General features: G+C 37.9%; 33 protein-coding genes. 26 read left to right on the forward strand and 7 right to left on the reverse strand.

Features of this window, described 5'->3' with window-relative positions; all coding sequences use genetic code 11:
• The first annotated feature begins 3 nt into the window (after positions 1–3).
• Positions 4–1,299: a 2-oxoglutarate dehydrogenase complex dihydrolipoyllysine-residue succinyltransferase gene (gene odhB, locus AC2YJL_RS09455; protein ID WP_014459542.1), complete on the forward strand. Its 1,296-nt coding sequence runs from the start codon at positions 4–6 to the stop codon at positions 1,297–1,299.
• 42 nt (positions 1,300–1,341) lie between these two features.
• Here odhB and AC2YJL_RS09460 read toward each other — a convergent pair whose 3' ends face one another.
• Positions 1,342–1,950, reverse strand: coding sequence for a TetR/AcrR family transcriptional regulator (locus AC2YJL_RS09460; protein ID WP_195696666.1), 609 nt, complete (start codon positions 1,948–1,950; stop codon positions 1,342–1,344).
• 197 nt (positions 1,951–2,147) lie between these two features.
• Here AC2YJL_RS09460 and AC2YJL_RS09465 point away from each other — a divergent pair, with 197 nt between their 5' ends.
• The 8 genes from AC2YJL_RS09465 to AC2YJL_RS09500 all read left to right on the forward strand — a co-directional run bounded on the left by AC2YJL_RS09465 (position 2,148) and on the right by AC2YJL_RS09500 (position 10,284).
• Positions 2,148–3,323 (forward strand): YhgE/Pip domain-containing protein, encoded by a 1,176-nt coding sequence (locus AC2YJL_RS09465; RefSeq protein WP_407818896.1) that lies wholly within the window; start codon positions 2,148–2,150, stop codon positions 3,321–3,323.
• Between the two features lie 35 nt (positions 3,324–3,358).
• On the forward strand, positions 3,359–4,870 hold the full coding sequence (locus AC2YJL_RS09470; RefSeq protein WP_407818897.1) for an FAD-dependent monooxygenase: 1,512 nt from the start codon (positions 3,359–3,361) through the stop codon (positions 4,868–4,870).
• A 149-nt stretch (positions 4,871–5,019) separates the two neighbouring features.
• Positions 5,020–5,154 carry a hypothetical protein gene (locus AC2YJL_RS09475; protein WP_369361417.1) on the forward strand — a complete coding sequence of 45 codons (135 nt, stop codon included), beginning with the start codon at positions 5,020–5,022 and terminating at the stop codon, positions 5,152–5,154.
• A 171-nt stretch (positions 5,155–5,325) separates the two neighbouring features.
• On the forward strand, positions 5,326–6,018 hold the full coding sequence (locus AC2YJL_RS09480) for a response regulator transcription factor (protein ID WP_195697032.1): 693 nt from the start codon (positions 5,326–5,328) through the stop codon (positions 6,016–6,018).
• Positions 6,015–7,484 (forward strand): sensor histidine kinase, encoded by a 1,470-nt coding sequence (locus tag AC2YJL_RS09485; RefSeq protein WP_369361018.1) that lies wholly within the window; start codon positions 6,015–6,017, stop codon positions 7,482–7,484. Before AC2YJL_RS09480 ends, AC2YJL_RS09485 begins: the two co-directional genes overlap by 4 nt.
• A gap of 25 nt (positions 7,485–7,509) precedes the next feature.
• Positions 7,510–8,577 carry a TolB family protein gene (locus AC2YJL_RS09490; protein ID WP_230932944.1) on the forward strand — a complete coding sequence of 356 codons (1,068 nt, stop codon included), beginning with the start codon at positions 7,510–7,512 and terminating at the stop codon, positions 8,575–8,577.
• A gap of 163 nt (positions 8,578–8,740) precedes the next feature.
• Entirely contained in the window at positions 8,741–9,502 is a 762-nt protein-coding gene (locus tag AC2YJL_RS09495; RefSeq protein WP_369361015.1) for a M15 family metallopeptidase, read from the forward strand.
• Between the two features lie 110 nt (positions 9,503–9,612).
• Positions 9,613–10,284: a DUF421 domain-containing protein gene (locus tag AC2YJL_RS09500; protein WP_230932942.1), complete on the forward strand. Its 672-nt coding sequence runs from the start codon at positions 9,613–9,615 to the stop codon at positions 10,282–10,284.
• 28 nt (positions 10,285–10,312) lie between these two features.
• Here the strand turns inward: AC2YJL_RS09500 and AC2YJL_RS09505 are convergent, their stop codons facing one another.
• From AC2YJL_RS09505 to corA, 4 genes are all read right to left on the reverse strand, one after another.
• Entirely contained in the window at positions 10,313–10,453 is a 141-nt protein-coding gene (locus AC2YJL_RS09505) for a hypothetical protein (protein WP_230932941.1), read from the reverse strand.
• A 139-nt stretch (positions 10,454–10,592) separates the two neighbouring features.
• Complete coding sequence (locus tag AC2YJL_RS09510) at positions 10,593–11,327, reverse strand: polysaccharide deacetylase family protein (RefSeq protein ID WP_230932940.1); 735 nt, start codon at positions 11,325–11,327, stop codon at positions 10,593–10,595.
• A gap of 83 nt (positions 11,328–11,410) precedes the next feature.
• Positions 11,411–12,712, reverse strand: a complete 1,302-nt coding sequence (locus AC2YJL_RS09515) for a polyamine aminopropyltransferase (RefSeq protein ID WP_369361012.1) — start codon at positions 12,710–12,712, stop codon at positions 11,411–11,413.
• Positions 12,713–13,122: 410 nt separating this feature from the next.
• The gene (corA, locus tag AC2YJL_RS09520) at positions 13,123–14,094 is read right to left on the reverse strand and encodes a magnesium/cobalt transporter CorA (protein WP_195696674.1); all 972 of its coding nucleotides are present in this window, start codon (positions 14,092–14,094) and stop codon (positions 13,123–13,125) included.
• Positions 14,095–14,224: 130 nt separating this feature from the next.
• Between corA and AC2YJL_RS09525 the strand changes: the two genes are divergently transcribed.
• The 15 genes from AC2YJL_RS09525 to AC2YJL_RS09595 all read left to right on the forward strand — a co-directional run bounded on the left by AC2YJL_RS09525 (position 14,225) and on the right by AC2YJL_RS09595 (position 22,810).
• Positions 14,225–15,100 carry an STAS domain-containing protein gene (locus AC2YJL_RS09525; RefSeq protein ID WP_372586380.1) on the forward strand — a complete coding sequence of 292 codons (876 nt, stop codon included), beginning with the start codon at positions 14,225–14,227 and terminating at the stop codon, positions 15,098–15,100.
• A 219-nt stretch (positions 15,101–15,319) separates the two neighbouring features.
• A complete protein-coding gene (gene ssuD, locus AC2YJL_RS09530) occupies positions 15,320–16,390 on the forward strand; it encodes an FMNH2-dependent alkanesulfonate monooxygenase (RefSeq protein WP_230932938.1) in 1,071 nt (356 codons plus the stop codon).
• A gap of 120 nt (positions 16,391–16,510) precedes the next feature.
• Positions 16,511–17,284 carry an alpha/beta hydrolase gene (locus AC2YJL_RS09535; RefSeq protein WP_116513967.1) on the forward strand — a complete coding sequence of 258 codons (774 nt, stop codon included), beginning with the start codon at positions 16,511–16,513 and terminating at the stop codon, positions 17,282–17,284.
• 79 nt (positions 17,285–17,363) lie between these two features.
• Positions 17,364–17,564: a DUF6501 family protein gene (locus tag AC2YJL_RS09540; RefSeq protein WP_369361010.1), complete on the forward strand. Its 201-nt coding sequence runs from the start codon at positions 17,364–17,366 to the stop codon at positions 17,562–17,564.
• A 278-nt stretch (positions 17,565–17,842) separates the two neighbouring features.
• Entirely contained in the window at positions 17,843–18,082 is a 240-nt protein-coding gene (locus AC2YJL_RS09545) for a YiaA/YiaB family inner membrane protein (protein WP_013057577.1), read from the forward strand.
• Positions 18,083–18,208: 126 nt separating this feature from the next.
• Entirely contained in the window at positions 18,209–18,730 is a 522-nt protein-coding gene (locus AC2YJL_RS09550) for a hypothetical protein (protein ID WP_195696679.1), read from the forward strand.
• Between the two features lie 109 nt (positions 18,731–18,839).
• The gene (locus AC2YJL_RS09555; protein ID WP_369361008.1) at positions 18,840–19,058 is read left to right on the forward strand and encodes a spore germination protein; all 219 of its coding nucleotides are present in this window, start codon (positions 18,840–18,842) and stop codon (positions 19,056–19,058) included.
• An 8-nt stretch (positions 19,059–19,066) separates the two neighbouring features.
• Positions 19,067–19,300, forward strand: coding sequence for a hypothetical protein (locus AC2YJL_RS09560; protein WP_028412882.1), 234 nt, complete (start codon positions 19,067–19,069; stop codon positions 19,298–19,300).
• A 155-nt stretch (positions 19,301–19,455) separates the two neighbouring features.
• On the forward strand, positions 19,456–19,797 hold the full coding sequence (locus AC2YJL_RS09565) for a DUF1033 family protein (RefSeq protein WP_013057574.1): 342 nt from the start codon (positions 19,456–19,458) through the stop codon (positions 19,795–19,797).
• Between the two features lie 70 nt (positions 19,798–19,867).
• Positions 19,868–20,425, forward strand: a complete 558-nt coding sequence (gene sigY, locus AC2YJL_RS09570) for an RNA polymerase sigma factor SigY (protein ID WP_223260193.1) — start codon at positions 19,868–19,870, stop codon at positions 20,423–20,425.
• Positions 20,422–20,742, forward strand: a complete 321-nt coding sequence (locus AC2YJL_RS09575) for a YxlC family protein (protein WP_028409037.1) — start codon at positions 20,422–20,424, stop codon at positions 20,740–20,742. The genes sigY and AC2YJL_RS09575 overlap by 4 nt, the downstream gene beginning before the upstream one ends.
• Positions 20,742–20,942, forward strand: a complete 201-nt coding sequence (locus AC2YJL_RS09580; RefSeq protein WP_050690560.1) for a hypothetical protein — start codon at positions 20,742–20,744, stop codon at positions 20,940–20,942. The genes AC2YJL_RS09575 and AC2YJL_RS09580 overlap by 1 nt, the downstream gene beginning before the upstream one ends.
• The gene (locus AC2YJL_RS09585; protein WP_013057569.1) at positions 20,943–21,134 is read left to right on the forward strand and encodes a PLD nuclease N-terminal domain-containing protein; all 192 of its coding nucleotides are present in this window, start codon (positions 20,943–20,945) and stop codon (positions 21,132–21,134) included.
• Positions 21,135–21,146: 12 nt separating this feature from the next.
• Complete coding sequence (locus AC2YJL_RS09590) at positions 21,147–22,037, forward strand: ABC transporter ATP-binding protein (protein ID WP_369361005.1); 891 nt, start codon at positions 21,147–21,149, stop codon at positions 22,035–22,037.
• On the forward strand, positions 22,034–22,810 hold the full coding sequence (locus AC2YJL_RS09595; RefSeq protein WP_195696682.1) for an ABC transporter permease: 777 nt from the start codon (positions 22,034–22,036) through the stop codon (positions 22,808–22,810). Before AC2YJL_RS09590 ends, AC2YJL_RS09595 begins: the two co-directional genes overlap by 4 nt.
• 27 nt (positions 22,811–22,837) lie before the next feature.
• Here AC2YJL_RS09595 and AC2YJL_RS09600 read toward each other — a convergent pair whose 3' ends face one another.
• Positions 22,838–23,641 carry a lipid II flippase Amj family protein gene (locus AC2YJL_RS09600; protein ID WP_153254391.1) on the reverse strand — a complete coding sequence of 268 codons (804 nt, stop codon included), beginning with the start codon at positions 23,639–23,641 and terminating at the stop codon, positions 22,838–22,840.
• Positions 23,642–23,749: 108 nt separating this feature from the next.
• The gene (locus tag AC2YJL_RS09605) at positions 23,750–23,896 is read right to left on the reverse strand and encodes a YuzK family famiily protein (RefSeq protein WP_014459567.1); all 147 of its coding nucleotides are present in this window, start codon (positions 23,894–23,896) and stop codon (positions 23,750–23,752) included.
• Between the two features lie 252 nt (positions 23,897–24,148).
• On the opposite strand from AC2YJL_RS09605, the gene AC2YJL_RS09610 reads away from it, so the two are divergent.
• Both AC2YJL_RS09610 and AC2YJL_RS09615 read left to right on the forward strand, forming a co-directional pair.
• Positions 24,149–24,796 carry a VC0807 family protein gene (locus AC2YJL_RS09610; RefSeq protein ID WP_013057564.1) on the forward strand — a complete coding sequence of 216 codons (648 nt, stop codon included), beginning with the start codon at positions 24,149–24,151 and terminating at the stop codon, positions 24,794–24,796.
• Between the two features lie 133 nt (positions 24,797–24,929).
• Positions 24,930–25,202 (forward strand): hypothetical protein, encoded by a 273-nt coding sequence (locus tag AC2YJL_RS09615; protein ID WP_223260190.1) that lies wholly within the window; start codon positions 24,930–24,932, stop codon positions 25,200–25,202.
• Positions 25,203–25,257: the final 55 nt, after the last annotated feature.

The following is a 25,257-nucleotide window of genomic DNA, read 5'->3' on the forward strand; positions in this document are numbered from 1 at the left end:
ACCATGGGAGAGATTAAAGTACCGGAATTAGCAGAATCAATTTCTGAAGGAACAGTTGCACAGTGGCTAAAACAAGTAGGAGATTTCGTTGAAAAAGGCGATTATATCGTTGAACTTGAAACAGATAAAGTTAACGTTGAAATTACAGCTGAAGACTCTGGTGTACTAACGGAACTTCTTGCTGGCGAAGGCGACACAGTGCAAGTTGGTGAAACAATTGCACGTCTTGAAGCGAAAGAAGGAGCTTCAGCACCAGCAGCACCAAAAGCTGAAGAAAAACCGGCAGAGGAAGCACCAAAGCAAGAAGCGGCTCCAGCTCAGCAAAAAACTGTTGAAGAAGTAGCGCCAGCAGCTGAAGCGCCTCAGCAAGGAAATCAAAAACAATGGCTAATTGCTTCTCCTGCAGCTCGCAAAGCAGCAAGAGAACGCGGGATTAAGCTAGATCAAGTGCCAACCACTGATCCTCTTGGCCGTGTGCGCAAACATGATATTGATTCGTATGCAGACCAAAAATCAAATGAGCAAAAGCAGCAGGCACAAGCAAGTAAGCCAGCTAACCCGGTATCTCCGTCTCCAGCGGCAAGTGAAAATAGCGACAAACCTGTTGAACGCGAACGTATGTCACGTCGTCGTCAAACAATTGCCAAACGTCTTGTTGAAGTTCAGCAAACAGCGGCTATGCTAACAACGTTTAACGAAGTAGATATGACGGCTGTTATGGCTCTTCGCAAACGACGCAAAGACAAATTCTTTGAACAGCACGACGTAAGACTTGGCTTTATGTCATTCTTTACAAAAGCAGTAGTAGCAGCACTTAAAAAGTATCCATTGTTAAATGCTGAAATTCAAGGAAACGAGTTATTAATAAAAAAATTCTATGATATCGGTATTGCTGTGTCAGCTCCAGACGGTCTTGTTGTTCCAGTTGTACGTGATGCTGACCGCAAAACATTCGCTGGTATCGAAGGATCTATCGTTGATTTAGCGAAAAAAGCGCGCGACAACAAATTAGCATTAAAAGATTTACAAGGTGGAACGTTCACAATTACAAACGGCGGCGTATTCGGTTCATTGATGTCTACACCAATTTTAAACGGGCCTCAAGTTGGGATTTTAGGAATGCATAAAGTTCAGCTTCGTCCGGTAGCAATTGATGAAGAGCGTATCGAAAATCGTCCGATGATGTACATTGCACTTTCTTACGATCACCGTATCGTTGACGGCAAAGAAGCCGTAAGCTTCCTAGCTACTGTTAAAGAACTATTAGAAGATCCAGAATCTTTATTACTAGAAGGTTAATAAAAAGAACCTGCTATTCTCTTAGAGAATAGCAGGTTCTTTTTATGTTCGCTTAATGCCTGCAACATAAGCAGGACCCAAAAAAGTCATGCTAGCGAGTGTCAGAGCCATTTCTCGCGGTGACTGCTTCATGCCTTGTTCTAGCCAGTGCTGAATGATTCCAAGGTGCGCTGACGTTACATAAGCCATTAAATGTTCAAGTGGAACAAGCGGAGACGTTTTATTATCCATAAGCTCTAATTTTTCCAGCATATTGGTTTTCATCACCTCTTTAATTTTAAGATGAAATCCAGGATTTCCTTTTGGACCAAGCATAACCTGCATAAAACGCGCATTTTCTTGAATATATTCAAAAAGTGCAATAATAAACGGTAAAGGCTGTTCTTTCAAATTAGCAGACACAATCTCATTTGGATTTGCTTTTTTGATAAATTCTTTTATCTCTTGAATGACTTCATTTTCGCTTTTTTCAAGCAAATCGTATTTGTCTTGGTAGTGTAAATAAAAAGTTCCGCGATTAATATCCGCTTTTTTCGTCAAATCCCTGACCGTGACGCCTTCAAACCCTTTCTCCTCCATTAATTCTGTCAAAGCATCTCGGATAAATCTTTTCGTTCGAATAATTCTGCGATCTGTTTTTGAATTCCCCACAGCTTTTAAACACCTACTTTTTTCTTTAATAATGAACAGTTATATGCTTTGTGTTAAGTAATCGACATTCCCGCTATTATTGCATATTGAGAATACAGATAAATTCATTATAATTTACATAGTGATCACTAATCAACACCATGTACATTATCTTTTCGTTAACGTGTATATCCTTAAAACATAAAGGGGAGATCTATATGAAATTAGGTAATCAAAAGCTTATATATTTTTCACCAATTATAGTAGTAGCTGTTATTTTTATCTTTATTCTAACCTTAATTCCTTCAGCAAGCTCAGCACCTAAGAATTTACCAATTGCATTCGTAAATGCTGACGAAGGAATGACAGTTCCAGCAAAGGGTAATGTAAATATAGGAAATCAAATGGAACAAAATATGAAACGGGCAAGTACTGAACAATCTTTAGTTAAATGGATTTTTGTCTCAAATACTAAAGAAGTTGAAAAAGGCTTAAATAATCAAAAATACTATGGGGCGCTTATCATTCCAAAAGATTTCACCAAAAAACAGGCGACTCTTCAGACGGCTAAGCCTGATGTACCTGCTATTAGATTATTAGTGAATCAAGGAATGAATACAGCTGCTTCAACACTAGCAAGTCAGGTGCTAAACGGGGCAGTCGATAAGATGAGTGAAAATATGCGCTTGCAGCTAGTGAAAAGATTTGAACAAAACGGAACGCAACTAAGTGCAAACCAAGCATTAGCACTCGCTGCACCAATTCAAAAGACAGTGATAAACGTAAACGAAACAGGGACTCATAGTGTCAACGGAAATGCCCCCGTTTCATTATTTCAGCCGCTGTGGATGGCGAGTATAGCCGGTGCCGCAATTGTCTTCCTCAGCATCCAAAAAATCACGTTTTCTTCTCGTAAAGAGAAACTCGTTAACCAAGTAGGGTTCATAGTCATCGGGGCTATACTTGCTTTAGCTGCTGGTTTCGGGCTTGTGTGGCTTGCTAAAGTAGTTGGAATAAGCGTTCCTTCATTTTTGGATACGGCACTATTCTTAGCTATTGCTTACTTCAGCTTTTTCACCTTGATATCAGCCGTACTTTCATGGCTAGGACTAAAGGGACTTCCAATTTTCGTTATTATTCTATTTTTTGGCGCACCTTTGCTTTCAATGGCCCCAGAAATTATGCCTGATTTTTATAGAGAGTGGATTTATCCATGGCTGCCAATGAAATTTATGGTAGATGGCGTAAGAGAATTATTTTTCTTTGGAAAACATCTGACATGGAATTCTTCTGTATCTGCTCTAACTCTTATCTCTTTAATAAGTTTGTGTGCTCTGTTTGCTTCTGCTTTACCTGCATCTTCTGTGAAAAGAGAGGAGTCTCGCTCAATATAAAAAATACTGTGACTGAATGAAAAGGAGAGATGATGATGAATCCACAAATCTTAATCGTTGGCGCCGGCCCTACTGGCCTCGTTATGGCCTACAATTTAGCCAGACATAACATTCCTTTTCGAATTATTGATAAAAGCGACGGGCCTGGGCAAGCCTCCCGGGCAATGGCTATTTTACCGCGAACCCTTGAATTTTATCAGCAGTTCGGTTTTGCAGATGAAGTCATAGACCGCGGGATTAAGATGGAAGATGTATACGTCCGAGTAAAGAATAAAATAAAAGCAAAAGTTCATCTAGGATCTTTAGGAGAAGGATTAAGTCCTTTTCCTTTTATTCTTACATTTCCACAGGACGACCATGAGCAGTTTCTGCTTGGAAAATTAAAAAATCTCGGGATTGAAGTAGAATGGAAGACGGAATTACTATCTCTAGCTGAACACGGAGAAGGGGTAAAAACTTTATTAAAAGCCCAGCAAGAGGAAACCGCTTATTTTAAATATATTTGTGGATGTGACGGAGCACACAGTACAGTTCGTAAACAACTGAAGATAGAATTTAAAGGAGAAAAATATAAACAGCATTTTTATGTGATGGATGTTCACGGCTCTGGTGAAGTGATGAAGGATCAAAAAATCAGTATTTCATTTAGCAATGAAGAATTTTTGATTTGTATGCCTGTTAGAAGTAAAGGAACGTATCGAATGATCGGCATTATTCCTTCAGCTTTTGAGGATCAAAACGATGTAAAAGCTGAAAACATTCACGCTTTTATTCAACGAACATTTGGTGCCCAGGTTGAGGGTATAAATTGGTTCTCGACATATCATATCCATCACAGAGTAGCAAGTCGTTTCCGACAGGGACGTATTTTTCTAAGTGGAGATGCGGCCCATATTCATAGTCCTGCAGGCGGACAAGGAATGAACACAGGAATTGGAGATGCAATCAACCTTTCATGGAAATTAGCAGCTGTCCTTCAACGCAAAGCGGCACTTTCCATATTAGATACATACGAAGAAGAAAGGTTGCCTTTTGCAGAGCTGCTTGTAAATACAACTGATCGCGCTTTTAAGCGAATGGTGGCACGAGATAAAACGAGTCAATTTTTTAGAAAACATATCTTTCCGCCTGTACTATCCTTTTTATTTCGTTTCCCTTATCCTCGTCACAAAGCATTTACGATTTTATCTCAAATCCGCATTGAGTATCGAAGTAGTGACCTAAGCAGCGGGAAAGGAACAAATGTGCAAAGTGGTGATCGGTTACCTTATGTAGAAGGGAATTTTGAATATTTACAGTCTATAAACTGGCAAATACATGTCTATGGAACAGCAACAGAGAAGCTAAAAAAGAGCATGCAAGAAAAAGACTTCTCCTTGCACGAGTTTTCTTGGAACCCTTACTTAAAGAAAGCAGGGCTTCAAAAAGATGCTCTATACGTTATTAGACCGGATGGATACATTGGTTTTATTGGCAGCGAGCAGCGTATAGATCTACTTCATCAATATTTGAATACTCATAAAATCCTGCCTTTTACAAATGAATAATAACGCTAATAAAAAGCTAAGACAACATGATTTTAGCTGAAAGAAAATTGGATCGATGAATCGAGATTTCTCAAGGAAAATCAACTTTATTCGAATTTTTTTATAGTCATGGTAAACGTAGATTTCATCTATTTAGTTTACTCTAGCGGTTGATTGGAGTACAAGGCGCAGACTCCTGCGGGAAAAGCGGAACAGGTGAGACCCCGCAGGAGCGCAAGCGACGAGGAGGCTCAGCGGCCGCCCGCGGAAAGCGAAGCCTTGCACGGAAATCAACAGCGGTGTAGCGAGCAGTCAAGCTCATTGACCCCGTTTGTTCGTCTTTAGATTGAATTGATTTTGTTATGTCTCAATCTATTTATTTTTGTTTACAATTTCGAAACAACTTGGAGATGTTTTTGCTAAAGCTGTTTGATAAGATAGACGAAGAGAAATATCAAATGAAAGTACGTGATACATTGAATAAAAGGATTTTAGTAGTTGATGATGAAAAAAGTATTGCTACAGCGGTATCTTATGCTTTCAAGCGCGAAGGATATATTGTAGACACAGCATCTGACGGTGAAGAAGCACTTGGAAAAGTAAAAAGCTTTCAACCTGACGTGATGATATTAGATGTGATGATGCCGAAATTAACCGGCTACGAAGTATGCCGAAAACTTGAGAATCGAAGAGGAATGGGGATTATCTTATTAACGGTTAAAAATGATATCGTCGATAAAGTTCTAGGTTTAGAGTTAGGCGCTGATGATTACATGACCAAGCCGTTTGATGTAAGAGAACTTGTAGCTAGAGCTAAAGCACTTGTTCGACGAATAGAAAAAAATGAAGCTCCTGAAGCTGTGGGAGAAATCACGGTGGGAAAAGTGAGAGTAAACTTAATTCAGCGCACGTTACATGTTGCCAATGAGTTAGTTAAGCTTACACCAAAGGAATTTGACCTTATTGCTTTATTACTTGCCAATTTAGAGAGAGTATACACACGAGAAGATTTACTAGATCTTGTCTGGGGGATGGATTATGCAGGCGGTACACGTACGGTAGACATTCACATGCAGCGCCTTCGAAAAAAAGTAGGAGAAGCAGAGCCTTATTTGCTTCAAACGGTATATGGGGTTGGATATAAAGCGACAGCAGGGATCAATGAATGAAAATCAGCCTAAAAGCTAAGATGGGGCTCGTTCTTGCTTTTTTAATTATTTTAACAGTAACCGTACTGAGCGTACTTGTGTTAAAAGGAATTGAGACAAATCAGCGTGATCAGCTAGAAAGTGAACTTATTCAAAAAAGCAAAGCAGCCGAGCAGACGATTCGTCAAAGTTATGTAACCGGTGACACGTCTTTGAATACAGATTCTTTTCTTCAGCAAAAAGGACAGCGTCTTGCCTCTTCGATTGCATCACAAAGCGGAATGCAAACAGTCCTATATAATCAAAAAGGACAGGAAGCAGGAAGCTCTATTCCCATCGGCCAAAAAGATGTGGATGTTTCTGACACGCTTAGCTATGCTTTGAAAGGAAAAATAGCTTATCAAATCTCGGGTTCTTCCCTTATTTACTTTGCACCTGTGTCAATCGATAATCAATTTATCGGCGCCATTCGTTTTGACCATTCCCTAAAAAATAATCAGCAGTTTATAGCTGACATTAGGCACCTATTTCGTACTTGGGGAACGATTGCAGCAGCAGCAGCTTTTTTAATTGGCTACGCTTATTTTTACCGTATTGCTTCGCTTATTGCTAGCCTTCAAAAAACTTCACAGCAGATTCGAAAAGGTCGTTATTTAACCGACCTGCCGTTCAAACGGCGCGATGAACTCGGAGAGCTCAGTCAAGGCTTGTTTTTTATGAGTACGTCGATTGAAAAAAATATCGATCAAATGAATGAAGAAAAAAGAAAGCTTGAGTTCGCTATTTCGAGACTGCAGTCTCTTGAACAGCAGCAAAAGCAGTTTATCGGTAACATCAGCCACGAATTTAAGACGCCTTTAACATCGATCAAAGCTTATGTTGACTTACTTGATATGTATCGAGATGATCCTCAGCTTATGGAAGACGGCGTGCAAAATATTCGTAAAGAAACGAATCGCCTTCATGAAATGGTAGATAAAATCTTAAAACTTTCAGCGCTTGAGAAATATGATTTCGAGCAGCGGCCAGAGAAAGTTGAATTGAAGCGGCTTATAGAAGACATATGCGATCGTATGAAAGGAAAAGCAGCTAAATTTGATTTGACTCTTCATACAAATATAAAAGAAGCAGTTGTTTGGGCTGATCGTGAAAGCTTAATACACATTTTTATCAATTTAATTGACAATGCTATTAAATATAATGAACCAGGCGGAAAAGTGGAAGTAACGTCTTACACTTTAGAGAATTCTATTATTGTGGATGTAGCTAACACCGGAATAGGGATTCCACCCGAAGCAGAAGAGAAATTATTTCAACCATTTTTCACCGTAAATAAAGATCGGTCGCGTTTATCCGGAGGTACAGGCCTTGGCTTAGCATTAGCCAAAGACTTAACTGAAAAGCAAAAAGGCGTTATCAAGCTGCATCATTCTGATTCTAAATGGACGATTTTCAAAGTGTCGTTTCCTTTGAAAACAGAGAAATGAGTTAGCTAAAAGGAGTGAACCGTTATTGAAACGGTATAGATTAATGATATGTATAGCAAGCACTTTTCTTATTTTAACATCGTGCGGACAAGAAGAAAGCCATAGAGAAACCATTGAAAAACCCGACAAGAAAATTACTGTATTGGACCAAGTAGATAAAGATGGAAAAATAGAAGTGAAAGACGTTCAGGATATTAACGGCGTAAGGGCGTTTCAATTTTTAAACGAAAACACAATGATTGTTAGTAAAGAAAATAAACAATTTCGTTCGCACGATTTCGGTCCCAAAGAAGTATATGCACAGAATTTAGCTACTTATAATCTAAAAAACAAGTCTACTTTTGTGTTGCATCCAAGCAATGAAATTCAACATGCGGCGAAGCTTTCTCCGAACGGTGAATATCTTTTTTATAAAGTAGCAAAAGGCGAAGATACATTTGGTTATATGATGAACCTTCAAACAAAAAAAACAGTTAAAATAAAGAATGTTCTGCTCTATCCATCAAGCGGAGAGTGGCTTAATAATTCAGAAGTAATGTTTATTACAATGGAAGGAAAGCTTTCTAAAGCAAATGTAAAAGGAGAAGCAGAACCTCTGTTGCACAGAGACGATCGAATCTTAGATGCAGTTAAAGGAATAGGTGGCATTTATTATATTGGTGTAAACAACAAGCTGTTTTTTCTTCATAACGAACAGACGGACCCTGAAAAAATCCGAGATAATGTGGTTTCTATTATCCCGTCTCCAAACGGAAAACAATTAGCGCTCGTTCAGCAAAAAGATGCCCAAACGAGAACGCTGTCTATCACAGATTTAAAAGGATCAGAGGCCTTTCAGCTTGCTCTGTCTACTCAAATTTTTGGTGTAAGCTGGTCTCCCGACGGTTCGAAATTAGCTTATAACTTTATTTCTGAAAAAAAGGGAGATAAAGGGATATTCATAGCAGATGGATTAACAGGAGATGTTACACACTTAAACCTAAATTTAGACTATGCTGCTGATCAGCTTGCTTGGAGTCAATCAGGAAATAAACTAGTTGCATCGAGCTTTACGCAAAATCAAGTTCATACGTATATTATCTTTTTGGAATAGACTGCTTAGGCAGTCTATTTCTATTTTTTCACACCTTGAATTTTTTTAAGAGTGTTTACAAGTTTGAAACAACTGAATAACAGACAGAAACATTTATATTTTATCCTTTCTGTATAGGCTTTTGTAGCGCATCAAAAGCCTATACAGAAAGGAGTAAGACATCATGAAATACTTTTTATTTATTTGTTCTTTAGCTTTTACGCTGATGATAGCAGGGTGCGGAACAAGCAATTCTTCATCAAAGCCTGCCAGAGAATTCACAAAAAATGGACAGGCTCAAAAACTAGAAAGCTCATCAGCTTCTCCATCTTTAGCGAAACCTAATGTAGACGAAACAGTGGTAATAGCCAATCCAGAATCGGTTACAGCTTTAGTTAATAAAAAGCATCAGCTTCCTGAATCCTATCAGCCTTCCGATTTAGTCTATGCCGACATTCCGTTTATCTTCAACCAAAAAATAGAAAAACGAATGCTTAGAAAGCCCGCGGCACAAGCGCTTGAAGAACTTTTCCGAGATGCTGAAAAAGAGGGAATCAGCTTACTTGGTGTATCCGGTTATCGATCTCACGAGCGTCAAAAAGAGCTTTTTGCATTTTACGCAAAGCGAGACGGAGAAGAACAAGCACGCACCTATAGCGCCTACCCTGGAACAAGTGAACACGAAACGGGATTAGCAATCGATGTCACGGGAGGAAGTGGAATGTGTGCTGCCGCAGACTGCTTCGCTGCTACATCAGAAGCTCATTGGCTTTCAAAAAATGCGTATCAATACGGATTCATTATTCGATACCCTGAAGGTGAAGAACAGGTTACCGGCTATAAATACGAACCATGGCACCTTAGGTATGTAGGGAAAAAAGCAGCCGCATCCATTTTTAATCAATATGCAACGTTAGAAACATATGCAAGTAAGAAAAAAGCTTAATCAAAAGTGCTATAACTGGAGAACGAAGAAAAATCAAAAGTCAGGTTTATCACTCTCACATATGATACAAACTGATACTATAACATGCTTGCTATAGAGGAAGGGTATCAATGTATAAAGATATTGCGATTGAACTGATATGTGGATTTTTAGCGCTATTTATTATGCTGAAGCTTTTAGGTAAGACGCAGTTTGCTCAAATCACTCCGTTTGACTTTATTACAACGCTTGTCCTGGGAAATATTGTGGGGGATGCAGCTCTTGAAAAAGGAGTAGAGTTAACTGAAATTCTTTATAGCATTTTGATTTGGGGGCTTCTGATCTACGCAGTGACAAAGCTATCTCAAACCTTTACAGGATTTAGAGGAATTCTTGAAGGAAAGCCTTCAATGATTATTTATAAGGGGAAAATCCTTTATAAAGAGCTTAGGAAAAACAACTTGGACTTGAATCAGCTTCAGCATCTAATGAGACAGCAAGGGTATTTTTCACTGTACGAAGCAGAATACGTCATTTTAGAAACAAATGGAGAGGTGAGCGTCGCTCCTAAACACGAATTCAGCCCTCCAACGAAAAATGATTTAAACATTCCTTATTCTCAAACCAATTTACCTATTGCTTTAATTATGGATGGAAAAGTAGTGCCTGGTAACTTGAAAGAAGCAAACGTAGATGAAAAATGGTTAAAAAAACAGCTTGCAATCAAAAAAATTAAAAAATACAGCGAAGTTTTTTATGCTGAATGGCAGCAAGAGCGAGGGCTGGAAATAACAAAATTTTAAAAGAGGCTGAGACATAACTAAATTCATCTCATCTAAAGACGAACAAATAGGAGAAATGAGCTAAATCGCTTGAGACACCGCTGTTGATTTCCGTGCAAGACTTCGCTTTCTGCGGGGTCTCACCTATTCCGCTTTTCCCGCAGGAGTCTTCGTCTTGCCCTCCAATCATCAGCTAAAAGCAGTCACATACATAAAACCTGTGTTCACCCTATCAATAAAAAAATCCGAACGAGTTAGATTCTTTATCAAGAATCTCAATTCATCGTTCGGATTTTCCTTTAACTAAAATACTTTTGTCCTAGCCTCTCCTAGCTTCCTTTTAGCATCTTAGCAAAATCTTCAATCGTTGTAGAATACGTGACGTACAGACGAGGAATAAGATAGTTTTCATTCTTTTGTCCGCTCTCAGTGAAAAATTTTGGAATCGTTGAAAGACCAAATGTATAATTCTTTTTTGTTTCTTCCACCACGCGGCTATTGAACTTTCCATAAGGGTAAGCAAGAGCAATAACGCGCTGGCTCGTGATGGCTTCAATTTTTCGTTTTGAATCAGCTAGCTCATAGGATACATTTTTCGTCTTAGTTAAATCCGGATGAGTAGCGGTATGAGACTGAATGGAAAAAAATCCTGAATCAACAAATTTTTTTAAATCGGCTGGCGACAAACGGTTGGGACGGCCGATAAAATCTGAAATCACAAAAATTGTAGCCGCTGGATGAAATTGAGGGCTGGCTGCTCTTTGAAAAATAGGCAAGATAGTAAGATTATTTTTATATCCATCGTCAAATGTAATAAATATAGGTTTTTTCACACGCTTTAGTTCCTGCCATTTTTCAAATGTTAGCGGCGTATATCCTTGCTTTTTGAGATAAAGAAGTTGTTTCTCAAAATTTTCAGGCGTCACATACAGTTCTTTTTCCCCGTGGCCTGTGTAGGCATCAATAGAATGGTAAATCAGGACGGGCACTTTCACTTGGCTAAAAGCGGGGGAAGGTAAAATAACAGTTAGCACTAAGATAACAAAAACCGAAATTTTTCTCATAACAATCCTTTCTGTTGCACAGTGGTGACGAGACTGTTTTAGTATGTCAAAAGAAAAGGAATGTATAAGCCAAGCTTTCTTTTTTACAAATATAAGCCTTCTTTTTTAAATATTTTATGCAGAACCAAATGCTCAGCAGAGTTCACAACTGCAAACTGTTTTTTAGAGAGAGAATGGGGAGAAAAACGCATTAGCTTAGTAAAGTCTGGTGGCAGCGTAGTAGATGAAACATCAGTAGAGAGTATAGGGGCAGACAAAGGTGTTTTCGAGCCGATGTGAAAACCCCAATCTCCAAAAGAAGGAATAATGGTGTGGTAGCTCAACGTATAAAACTGAGAAGCTTTCATCGTCTTATTAATGCTCCAAAAAACGATAGGTGTGTCTCTAGGAGAATTTGACTGACACACGACCAAGCAGCTGCGCGATAGTGAACGTTGGAGAAGTGCGTAAAATTCTTTTGTATAAAGAGCACTTATTTTTTTGTTAGTAGGATCAGGGAAGTCAATAATGATGATGTCATAACACGCTGAATTCAAAGAGAGGTAGTCAATAGCATCTTGAATATGAACGGTGACACGAGAATCTTCAAATGAGCGTTGATTTAACTTCTTTAATTCTTCTACATTCATCGCAGCATTTACAACGTCAGCATCTATTTCCACAAGGTCTATTTCTTTAACTTCTTTATATTTAAGGACTTCTCGTAAAGCTAAACCATCTCCACCGCCTAGAATAAGAATGCGGTGAGGACGTAAGGAAGCTGCAAAGATAGGATGTACAAGAGCTTCATGGTACGCATATTCATATAATGAACTAAATTGCAGCTGTTCATCCAAATACATTCGAATATCAGATGCTTTGATCAACTGAATATCTTGAATACAGTTTTTTTGATGAAACAAAACGTCGTGCTGGCCTGATAAGATCTGCTGTAGACTAACGTGATCTGAGTCATCTCCACGATTGAGAAGAAGCGTGCTTTCAGCATGCTGACGATTTTTTGTTGGAGTTTCGATGTGTTGAATTCCCCGAGAAATCGAATACACAACAGCTTTTTTTGAAGCTAATTGCTTCAGCAACGCATAACCGATTTCAATTATTTCTTTGTCTCCGCACGTATAAAAATCTAATGAAGCGTAGTTTTCCTCTGGCCACGTATGAATAGACAAGTGAGAGGTAGCTAATACGAGAATCCCTGTAATGCCTTGGGGCGTAAACTGGTGAAAATAACAATGCAAAACTTCCATCTCTGCATCTAATGCAGCTTCAACAAGAATTCTCCTTAAGAGTGAGGGGTCGTTTAATATCACTTCATCGCATTCGAACGCATCCATTAGCAAGTGTTTGCCTTTAATATCCACTACTTCAGCCTGCTTTTTGAGCATTATTTTCACTATCTTATGAAACTTTTTAGAAAAAGGAAACGTAAGCACGTTATTTTATGGATATTTTCGGGAAATAACTAATTATCTTTCCATAGAGAAGAAGCTGGGAAAACGTATTTTCGTTGAAAGGAGATCCGAACAATCAATCGAGATTCTTAACGGAGAATTCAACTCGTTCGGATTTTTTCATTGTGATGGTGAACGTAGATTTACCGTATGTAATAGCTGTTAATTAGAGGCAAGGCGAAGACTTCTGCGGGAAAAGCGGAACAGGTGAGACTCCTCAGGAGTGTAAGCGACGAGGAGTCTCATCGACCGCCGGCGGAAAGCGAAGTCTTGCGCGGAAATTGACAGCACTAGCTCACTTATCCAATTTGTTCGTCTTTACATTTGATTGATTTCGTTATGTTTCAATCTTTCTGCTCTTTATCAGTATTAAACCAGCCTTTTCGCTTGAACCATAGAATTAACCCCAGCGTTATCAGTCCCATGAAGCCAAGCACAAAGAAATAGCCATAGTGCCACTTTAGCTCAGGCATATTTTCAAAATTCATTCCGTATACGCCAACGATAAAGGTAAGGGGAATAAAGATAGATGAAATAACAGTCAGTGTCATCATGATTGAATTCATCCGGTTTGAATTAAGAGAAAGATAATTATCGCGCATATCAGACGTCATTTCCCGATTTGATTCAATCATATCGGCTAATTTTAATAAGTGGTCATAGACATCTTTAAAATACCTTTTTTGTTCAGGATGAACATCTAGGCGTTCAGAATTTATAATACGGTACAATAAATCGCGCATAGGCAAAATGGTTCTTCTGATTTTCAGCAAATCACTTCGAAGTTTGAATACATCTTCCATTAAAACAGAGATCGATTTTTTTGCATCTATGTTTTCTATATCATTCAGCTCATCTTCAATCTGATATACAGTGGGGAAATATTCATCTACCACTTTATCCATCACAGAATACGCAAGATAGCTTATCCCTTTTTCTTGAATCGAAGGTGTATGAAGCAGCTTTTCCCATACTTTATCAATTGCAGCTGACGGGTGAAAATGAAAAGTAACCACATAATTTTCGCCGATAAAAAGGTCAACTTCTTCAGCTTCTAACGTTTGACGATTTAACGAGTGAAGGACAAAAAAACTGTATCCTTCATAATAATCGAGTTTTGGGCGCTGCAGAAAATGAAAGCAATCTTCAATCGCTAACGGATGAAAGTGAAAGGATGATTGAAGCAGCAGCGCTTCTTCTTCCGAAGGGCAGTTAAAGTCAATCCAATAGTACTGAATAGAGGGATCGTGAATCTGATCTAATTGTATATGTTTCACAAGTTTGTCATCGTTCGTAAGAGCTAACGTTCGTATCATTTGAAAACTCCTTTGTGTTTTTATAGCTATTTTCAATGTAGCATAAAATCATAAACTGCACGTATTTTAAAAAATAATTTTCTTTCTTCTCTTTTTATAAAACTAGTAAGGGTGAAAAAGTTGAATTATAATGATAGTAGTAGCTGGTATGGAAAGGGGAATCGTTTTGAATAAAAATGAAGCACTTCGAATGTTTTTTTTAAAGCATGCAGATCAACTGACGGAAGAATGGTATGAAAGCATTGAAGACAATGACCCAGAATCGGTTTATGCATCTACTCATCCAGAAGTCATTTCAGTATTAAAAGGTCAAAATAATGAATTTCATTTATACATAGCCGATGTATTTATAAAAAGTGAAAAAGAATTTTTTGATTCATTTGAAACGTGGATTTTAAAGATTGCGGAAGACGGAGAGCATGTAAGAACGCCTATTCATTATATTATTCGAGAATTTTTCCGAGTTAGAAAACAGTATTTAACGTATTTAAATCAATTTGTAGAAGAGTACGAGCAAGATATTACGCAAGAAGAACTAGACGAATGGAACGAATTAATTGTACGCGTGTTTGATATCACCGTTTATAAATTTGTAGAAGAGCACCATCAGCATTCAAAGCGGTTGCTTGAAGCACACAAAGAGTTGATCAATGAGCTGAGCTCGCCAGTTATTCCATTAAGCGATCATATTGCGATTCTTCCGCTTGTTGGGGATATCGACACAGCAAGAGCGCGCCGCATTTTAGAAAATACGTTAACTCGCTGCGCTGAACAGCAAGTGAATCACCTTTATATTGATATTTCAGGAGTAGTTATTGTCGATACGATGGTTGCTCATCAGATTTTCCAGCTGATTGATGCATTAAAATTAATAGGTGTAGAATCAACTATCTCTGGGGTACGTCCTGAAATCGCAATTACCGCTTCTCATTTAGGTTTATCGTTTGAAAATATCTCAACAAAATCAACCCTTGCTAACGCGATGGCTTCACGTATGAGGAAATAAAGCAAACAAGAATTACTTTTAATTCTTGTTTTTTTATTCCAATTCATACTTGACATATAGGTTAAAGAGGTATTATGATTTTACTAATTTAATAAATAAAAAGAGTCGTATTACATACGCTAATATAAAAATGCATCTCTGTAATTAACGGACAAGAATTGAACAAACAATATGAAAACGCTTTATATAGAATACGAGAATATTTAGGAGGAAATAGAAATGAACATCTTATGGTTTTTCCCTACAGCAGGCGACGGACGTTATCTAGGCACAACCGAAGGAAGCAGAACAAGCGACATTCACTACTTAAAGCAAATCGCACATGGACTGGATTATCTAGGATATGACGGCGCTTTGTTGCCCACTGGTTCAAATTGTGAAGATTCATGGGTGATTGCATCAGCACTTGCTTCCGTTACGAATCGACTGAAGTTTTTAATTGCACTTCGCCCAGGTGTAATGTCTCCAACACTTTCAGCACGGATGGCTTCGACATTCGATCAAATGTCAAACGGCCGACTTATGTTAAATATTGTGACGGGAGGAGATCCCGTGGAGCAAGCGACGTACGGTAACTATTTAAGCCATGATAAACGCTATGAGTTAACAGATGAATTTTTAACGATTTGGCGAGATGTAATGGAAGGAAAAAAAGTGGACTATAAAGGAGAACATGTTGATGTAACAGGCGCGTACATTCCATCGCCTCCTATCCAAAAACCGTATCCTCCGCTGTACTTTGGCGGATCTTCTCCGGCAGGAAAAGAAGTAGGAGCAAAGCATGCAGATGTATATTTGTTATGGGGAGAGCCGCCCGCAGTGATTAAAACAAAAATTGATGAGATGAAAGAAAAAGCTGCAAACGAAGGCAGGGACATTCGCTTCGGTATTCGCCTGCACGTTATTGTAAGAGAATCAGAAGACGAAGCGTGGGAATCTGCAGATAAATTAATTAAACATGTTAATGATGATACGATCAAAGCGTTTCAAGATAAGTTTGCCTCATTTGACTCCACTGCTCAAAAAACACAGTCAAGTTTGCACAGCGGCACAAAAGATCGAGGTGCACTGGAGATTGCTCCGAATCTATGGGCGGGCATTGGCTTAGCACGAGAAGGAGCTGGAACTGCTCTTGTTGGAAGTCCTGAAATTGTAGCGGATCGGTTAAAAGAGTACAAAGAGCTAGGAATTGATACGTTTATTTTATCAGGCTACCCGCATCTAGAAGAAGCATATACGTTTGCTGAGCTAGTATTTCCACATATTCAAAAAGAACGAAGCAAGAGATAATTCTTGCTTCGTTTTTTTGAATCGCAAAAAAATAAATACCCCAGTTGACTTATAGGAATTATAGGTGTATTATAAAGATAGTTCATTTAGTCAGAAAATTTGTGATAAAGGGTGAAGAAAATGGAACGTTATGACGTAATTCAAGGCGCAGAATCTTTTTATTATAAAGGCAACGACATTGGTATACTTGTTTCTCATGGATTTATGGGGACTCCTCAAAGTATGGAATATATCGGAAAAGAATTAGCTGAAAAAGGTTTTACTGTGTACGGTTTGCGACTAACAGGACATGGTACTCACTACTATGATATTGAACAAACAACGTATGAGGAATGGAAGCAGGACTTTTTAAATGGGTATCAGCGTTTGAAGCAAGAATGCCGTCATGTATTTATCTTGGGTCAGTCCATGGGGGGCACTCTCACCTTTCATACAGCAAGCCAAGGATTAGATCTTGACGGAGTTATTGCCATCAATCCGGCTATGACGTCCATTCCTTCAATGGAGCCTTACCGCTCTCGTCATACGCCTCGTTATTTAAAAGAAGATCATCCTGATATTAAGGATCCAAACGTACATGAAATTACGTACGACAAAGTACCAGTGCGCTCTATGCGTGAGCTGCTTTCTTTAATGGACGAAACAAAAGAACGCTTATCTTATGTAACGTGCCCTGCTTTAGTCCTAACATCAACAGTTGATAACGTAGTACCGCCTGAGAATTCAGCTTATATCTTAAACCATATTCAATCAGCAGAAAAAAGACAGCACATGCTTCGAAACTCTTACCATGTTGCGTCGATGGATTTTGATAAAGACACAATTGTTGCACAAACGGCACAGTTTGTACAAGCAACAGTTGCCAAAAAAAAAGTGCATGAGCGAATTTTTTAATTTTTAAATTCGCTCCGTTTCTTTTTTACTTCAAGTAAGATAAAATGAATCTTGAATGAAAACAAAGGAGTGTACATACATGATTCATTTAGAATGGAACGATCGTCCAACAATTAAACAAGTAACATGCATACATACAGATGCAAAAAAATTCGTGGTTGAAAATGTTTTAACAGCAGGAAAAACATATGATGTAAAAAACGAAACAGAAGAATTTTATTTTGTTGTTGATAACACTGGCCAAGTCGGCGGCTTTTATAAAGAATACTTTGAAGGCTAAACAAAAAAATCATCGTCTCGGCGATGATTTTTTTATTGCAATAATTAAATGGAGCTTTCCTTAATGAAAACGAATGAACATACTTTTAAAGAGAAATTCCATATATCTCATCATTTCGAAAAAAGCTTTATGATAAAAATAGGATGTAAGACCTAAATTCTTCCGTTTCTTGTTCTGATTAAAAGGGTAACTGACTATAAATACCCATGACAACAATTATTTTACAATGTAAAATGAAAGCGACGCTTAACAGAAAAAGGAAAAGAGGAGGTCATACGATGAAAAAGCGTAATACAGCAGCTTTTACATTTTTAGCATGGACAGCTTTTATTACAGCACTATTAGCTATGTTTATAGGAATTTATACCTTAGATGCATCACTACCGGTAAAAGGTTATTATGCCGTTGGAACTTTATACTTAACGATGTCTGCTTTTGTGCTTCAAAAAACCATTCGTGATAACGAAGAAGATACGGCGCACGAACGCAAATATGACAAAGCAGAAGAAGAATTGTAGAGCTAAAAAAAAAGCATTTTTCTAGCTCCTTGAAAAACATCCCCATTTTTGGGAGATGTTTTTTTATATAAAAAAACAGGGAACTTGTCACTCCGTGTCGTATTAGTAAAGAAGGAGGCGATTGAATTGACACAACTAATGATTAATAACGTAAATTTTCACGTTGATATGTTTGAAGAAAAAATGATTACTGATGCGAATACAGGTGAAGAGTTGAAAAGGCTAAACTTTTCTTTTTCGGTTGTAGGCAAAGCAGCTTATGATAAATATGATGCATTTTTTGAGGATCCGTATTTTGAAGTAACAAATATGGAGACAAAAGAAACGCTAACACTAAAAAACATTTCGCACAGCACATTTTATCAGTCACCTGAAATTACCGATCATACAAATATTGTTTTCAGGGTCAAGCTGCAGCAAGAACCTGTTAAAGAAAAAGAACAAGTGAAAAATGAACGTCCAACAGAGAGCACGGTAAATGAAATGCTTTTATCTAGAATAAAGTTTAAGGCTCTTGTCGAATTACTTGAAGAAAAAGGACTTCTAACAGAGAATGAATTGTATACAAAAATTGAAGAAGTAGCAGAACGAGATTTTGATATTTTGCGGGATGAATTAAGTCATTCTAAAAAAGAGGTAAACGCGTAAAAACACCCCACTCTGCAGGGGGATTTTTTATTTATATCCATTAATTTATAACCCTTTTGATAAACCGTTCATATATTACATCACGATGAAAATAAAAAGGGTGAGGATAATGCCAATTGTTATTAACCATGTAGTGATTCCAAACGTTACAGGAGGAGTCGTTACGTTTGGAGATACGTACTATGTTTCTCCTAAAAGCAATAGTAAAACCGCACAAGGTTCAGGATCTTCAAATACAGGAATTTGTGTAAATACAAATTCAGGACTTTCTAATACACATACGCTCGATCCGGATGGTTCTGACCAAAACGGCTTCGGAAACGGATAAGGAAAGAGATGTTTTACTCTTCTTTCTACACGCCTTTTCAATATTCGTTTTATCCGTATTTTATGCCTTCTTTTGCACGTCCAATTGGATTTGTTGTGTCACCTGATGGAGCGATGGATAACTGGTGGGGCAAAAAACCATCTTGGTGGGGGAAAATCACGCCTTCAGCCGGCGTTTTCCCTCCTGTTACCCAGTATTATACGGGCAGTTTAGTTCCTTATAGTTTAAGGGGCTATTACTAATATAAAAAAGAAGTTCAGATTAAGCCATCTTGTTAGCGTCTATTTCCTGAAAATAGGCGTTTTTTTCCGTTTTACTTGATTCAAAGTTATTTTTGCTGAATAATAAGGAAAAGAGAAATTTTAGAAGTAAGCTGTAAGTAAGGAGATGTTCAATCATGACAGATAAATGGAGAGTTCATAAAATAAAAAGTGATTGTGAACCTTGGCTGTTTTTAGAAGGCTGGGAAAAAGATATTATTGAAACCATTGAATTTGAAAAAAAAGAAGAAGCGCTTCGCTACTACGCGATGATGATTTATGAATTTCATCAAAAATACGCAAGCGTGCGAAGTGATGAACTAGCGCTCTTTAGCTTTTGGAACGAAGGCGAAAAGGAATTTTGTGAAGCCTGTGATGATGACCTTCAAATCTTCCACGGTGTTTTATTCGCTAAAAACGATGAAGTCTATTCATTAGAAGAAGATGAAGAAGGATTAAAAATGCTTCGTACTAAATAAAAACGTCCTGCGGGGCGTTTTTTTTATATAAAAAATGAACGATTTCAATCGCTCAAGCGTCATATAGATGATGAAACAAAAAGGAGGGGTGACCGCTTTGGAACAAGATGATTTCATCCTTGTCCAAAAAGCATTACAAGGTGATGATGATGCCTTCTCATTATTATTTCAGCGCTATCATTCATTTTTATATAAATACCTTTTAAAGCTGACATTAGATGAGGACTTATGCAGTGAATTGTGTCAGGAAGCAATGATGAAGTGTTACGTGAATCTTTCTTCATACAAAAATGAAGCAAAGTTTTCGACTTGGATGATATCCATTGCTTCAAGACTGTACATGGATTATTTGCGTAAACAAAAACGTGAAAAAAGCAGTCTCCAGCGAATAAAGCAGTCTTTGTCGCACCAGCTTCAGTGGAAAGCTAAATACAAAGGAGTGGAATGGAGCGAGATGTTTTCCGATTTTAATGAACTCGATTCACGCTTTCGAATTCCTGTCTTGCTTCGACATTATTACGGATATACGTACGATGAGATTGCCCATATGCTGAATATGCGAGCAGGAACGGTCAAATCAAGAGTAAATAAAGGAGTAAACATACTGAGAAAGGAGTGGAAAGAATGAGAGAAGAAAATGACAATCAGTCCTTACATTCTTTAAAAAAAGATTGGGAGCAGCTAGAGAGTTTAGCAAGTCATGAACGTATTTCTCTTCATGCAATTCAAGAACAGCTTCTCATTCAAAAACAAAAGCAGAAAAAAGCTTTCCGGAAAGAGTTATGCTTATTTACATTAACAGCACTTGTTATTTTAACGATAATGGCAACTGCTATTTTACAAATACCTGCCTTGTTTATCGCCATTGAAGTAATTGGGATCATTGTTGCTCCTATTTCTTTTATCGTTTTTCACTATAAACGAAAAAAGGAGATGTTTTTATAATGAATGAAAAATGGATTCTTGTGCTGTTTATTTCACCATTTCTCCTTCTTCAAAGCTTTCTACTTTTTATCAATGCAAAAAAACGCGGCGCTCATCCATGGTTTTGGGGAATATGGGGACTGATTCAAATTCCAATGCCAACTCTGTTTTATTGGTTTTTTATTATTTGGCTTCCAGCACGAAGAAAAAGGAGGATGTAAATGAAGGACATTAACTGGTTGTTAATTGCTCCAATTCTATTCTTACAATTGCTTTTAATGATTCCAGCGTTAATAAGCTGCATAAAGCAAGAAGAGACAAACGGACCAAAATGGCTATGGGGACTCATTATTTTATGTGTAAGTACAGTTGGCCCCGTTTTATATTTTGTTTTAGGACGTAAAAAACAGTGAGGTGGAGCGAAGATGTTTATGCAAGTAGAAGGACTGACAAAAGCGTATCGTAATATAACCGTTGTGAATAACCTTTCATTTAATCTCGACAAAGGAAAATGTGCAGCGTTGTTAGGCCCTAATGGTGCAGGTAAGACGACTACTTTGCATATGATTGCAGGTCTTACTGCACCCAATAAAGGGAAAATTTCTTTTGAAGATAAACAGCACCAAGACGTACGATCATTTATTGGCTTTCTGCCACAGCATCCTACGTTTTTTAATTGGATGACGCCTCAGCAGTATTTAACTTTTTTAGGCCTTTTATCTAACATTTCAAAAAATGTGCTTTCTCAACGAATAGATGAAGTACTTGAAACTGTAGGTTTAAAAGGAAAGGAAAAGCAGAAAATTGCTGGGTTTTCTGGAGGAATGAAACAACGTTTGGGATTGGCGCAAGCCTTGTTACATAAACCTGAACTGCTAATTCTAGATGAACCGGTTTCGGCTTTGGATCCTGAAGGCAGAAAAGATGTCCTAATGATTATCGAAACATTAAAAAAAGATACGACTATCCTTTTTTCAACTCACATTTTGCATGATGCAGAACAAATATGCGATAACATAATCATGATTAAAAACGGACGTATGAAATGGAATGGAACAAAGAGTTCGCTGCGCCAAGAGTTTACGTCTCCTGCTTTTACGATTGAAACAGAAGAAAGGCTCCCTGCATCACTTAGCAGTCTGCCAAGTGAACAGGTGCTGTTTCATTCTCCTTATAAAGCCACTGTAAATGTAAAAGATACATCTCAGCAGCAGCAGCTGCTTCAACTGCTTGTTGATCAGCAAGCAAACCTTGTTTTATTTGAACGAAAACAGCATTCTCTCGAAGACGTGTATCTAGAGGTGATGAACAAATGAAAATATTTGGAGTCTTATTTAAAAAGGAACTGCATGAATTATTTGCGAACGGCAAAGGAATTTGGCTGCCAATTTCTCTAATTTTACTAGGCATCACACAGCCTTTAACCAATTATTATATGCCACAAATCATTAACATGGCAGGGAATTTACCAAAAGGAGCAGTTATTCAACTTCCTACGCCCACCGGTCAAGAAGTAATGCAAGGTGTCCTTTCACAATATAGCACAATAGGAACCTTACTGATTGTACTAGCAAGCATGAATATGATTTCAAATGAACGACAAAATCATGCTGCTGTTCTTGTTATGATGAGACCGGTAAGCGTCATTCAATACATTATGAGTAAATGGGCTGCGCAAATCGTACTCGTCATTGGCTCAACGTTTATAAGCTATATAGCAGCATGGTATTATACAAATCTTTTATTTTCACATGTGGATTGGACTCATATGCTAGTTAGCTTTCTTTTATACAGCCTGTGGCTGATTTTTATCTTGTCCGTTTTAGTGGCAGCTGGAACATTCCTTTTACAAAGCGGAGGGATTGCTGGAGTAAGCATTTTGATCATTGGATTACTTTCATTTTTGAGTACTTTGTTTACGAATCAATTAAAGTGGAGTCCTGCAGCGCTGTCGCAATACGCTGCTCGTTTGCTTGAACAGTTGCACTGGTCACAGAGTGTCACCTATACCGTAGTTGTTGCGTTAATGAGCAGCTTTTTTCTTTTAATCGCTGCTGTTCGTAGATACAAAAAAGTGGAATATGTATAAAAAGACTTCTTTAACGAAGTCTTTTTTCTAAGGGATTAATTTGCAAATCCATGCAATATAAAGAGCAGCGGGAACTAAGAGAATCTGGGCACAGACGGTTCCGCACAAACGAGAGATGACGAGTGTACCAACCATTTTGTTCATAGATTGCTTAGTCGATTCACCTTTCATTACCTTTTCAGTTAAAATGGCTACTTGCGGATCTACAAACACAGCAAGGGTAATCATCGCTAGTCCGTTAATAAGACCAGAAGACATCAGAATCGATTTAGAAAGAGTAGGCTCGAGCGTAGAAGCATAAAGAGTGGAAAGAACACCTACTGTATAAATGGTCGTAGCCATTAAATTTAAAAGAAGCAGCCGCTTAGGCACTCCGCCTATTCGCAGCTGAGACAGCATAATCCACCTAGGACGCTTCACGTGTTTTTTTGCTTTCTCAAGCGTATGTATGGAAGCAATGTTTTTCATCATTTTGGGTACAGATCCCGCTACTTCTAAGTGTGAAATCATTCGGGAGAAGATTGATACAAAGCTAGGAATTAAAAGAGCACCTGCGATTGTCCCAATAGAAGCCGCGAGCAAAATGGTTTGAAGCTGATGAAGCAGAACGGGCAAATCTTCTTTCGACTGAACCGCATCTCCTAATTTGCCGGTCAGCGGAGCTTGCACCATATTAGCTGTTCTTGACACAATGACAATAATATTAAAAAGAGATAGAGCCACGACTAGCTTCCGAGTTTTCAAGCCCGCAAGTCTCACAGAGTAGGCTAGTGTTTCAATCATGTGAATAATTCCTACAAATACACAAATAATAAGTAATTTTTCCATCATAATAAGCAAGTTCCTTTCTTTGATACACGCACTTCCTCATTATGTATAAATTTGGTTGATTTGTAAATAAAAAGCCGCTTGCTACCAATAGTAGCGAGCGGCTTTTTATTATCGATGCTGGTTAATATCACGCAGTATATCTTTGCTAGCCTGATAATCTTTTTCTCGTTCTTTTTCCACCTGTAGACGTTTGTCTAGTTTACGGCTATATTCAGCATACCCCACGCCGTGAGAAAGCTGCATGGCCTTTTCCATTTCTGACGTGTACGTTAGGTGAAGTGCGATAATGAATCAATCCTTTCAGCATTTTTCACTTGTGGCACATGTATTGCTGCTCAAGTGTTTGGATGTTTATGATTCTTGAAGTCTTTCTAGAAATCGTTTTCCCTGTCGCTCTGGATCTAAACATCAAATGATTAAAATTTCATAACATTCCAGGTAAAAGCCTTTTTTTCTTGCGTAGTATCCCATATAATAGCAGGAACAACGTTTTTAAAGGAGTTATATATGAACAATACAAAACGAGTATGGTTTGATTTACTTTTTTATATCGCTATTCCTTACCTAATATGGAACCAAGGAAAAGACATTATTGGTGATTACTATGCCATTTTGCTTTCAACAGCACCAGCGTTTGTGTATACCATTTATACATTTATTAAAGATCGCCAGTTTAACGTAACAGGATTGTTTATTGTCATTACGCTGCTGGCACGTACCATTATTGATTTAATTTCAGGAAACGCAGCAACGATGTTAAACAATCAAGTATACTTTATGATTGGACTGGCTGTAGTTGTCCTTTTTACCATTGTGATAAAAAAGCCAATTGGTTTGTACTTTTTTGTAGATACGGCTTACTTAATGGGCTATAAGCGAGAAGACTCTCTAAAACTCTTCCACCAGCCTGATTTATTCAAAATGATGAACTGGCTTACAGTACTGTTCGCAGGTCGCTATGTATTTTTAGCAATCGTAAAATACGTATTGATTCAAAAGTACGGAGTAGAAGGGTACGGGAACATGATTGTATTCCGTCAGGCCGTTACGTGGGCATTCTCCATTTTAATTGCCGTCTACACGTATTTTATCTATAAAAAAATTCAAGATAAAACAGGGATGGATAATCCAATGAATCCAAATGTAAATGAATAAAAAAGAAGCGTGCGTTTAACTAACGTACGCTTTTTTGTTACAAAACAGTGAACAGTGCTCGAAACACTAACATCTCATTTAAAATTAATAGTAAAATAACGCTATTAAAACCGGGATGAAAGTAGGTCAAGAAATGAAACTATTATTAGCATGTCAAAAGCAGCCTTATCGAATTTTAGAAATGATTATGGTGTTTTTTACCTTAATTTTTGTCGTACTGTCGTTTTTTGATTACCGCCAGCTTTTTTTCCTTGTGTTTACGCTTGGAATTGTATTTGCTATCCGGGCGTTTGAAATGCAAGAAGGAGAGAAAAAGACTCAAGGAAACATCTGGCTGCTTGTCGGTGTTGTAATGATTTTGCTAGACATAGTTTTATTTGTTGTATATGCCATTAATCGATCTTAACTAAAAGAAAAAAAGCTTCCGTTCAGAGGGGTACCTCTAGATACGGAAGCTTTTT

The organism is Priestia sp. SRI_019, assembly GCF_057586255.1.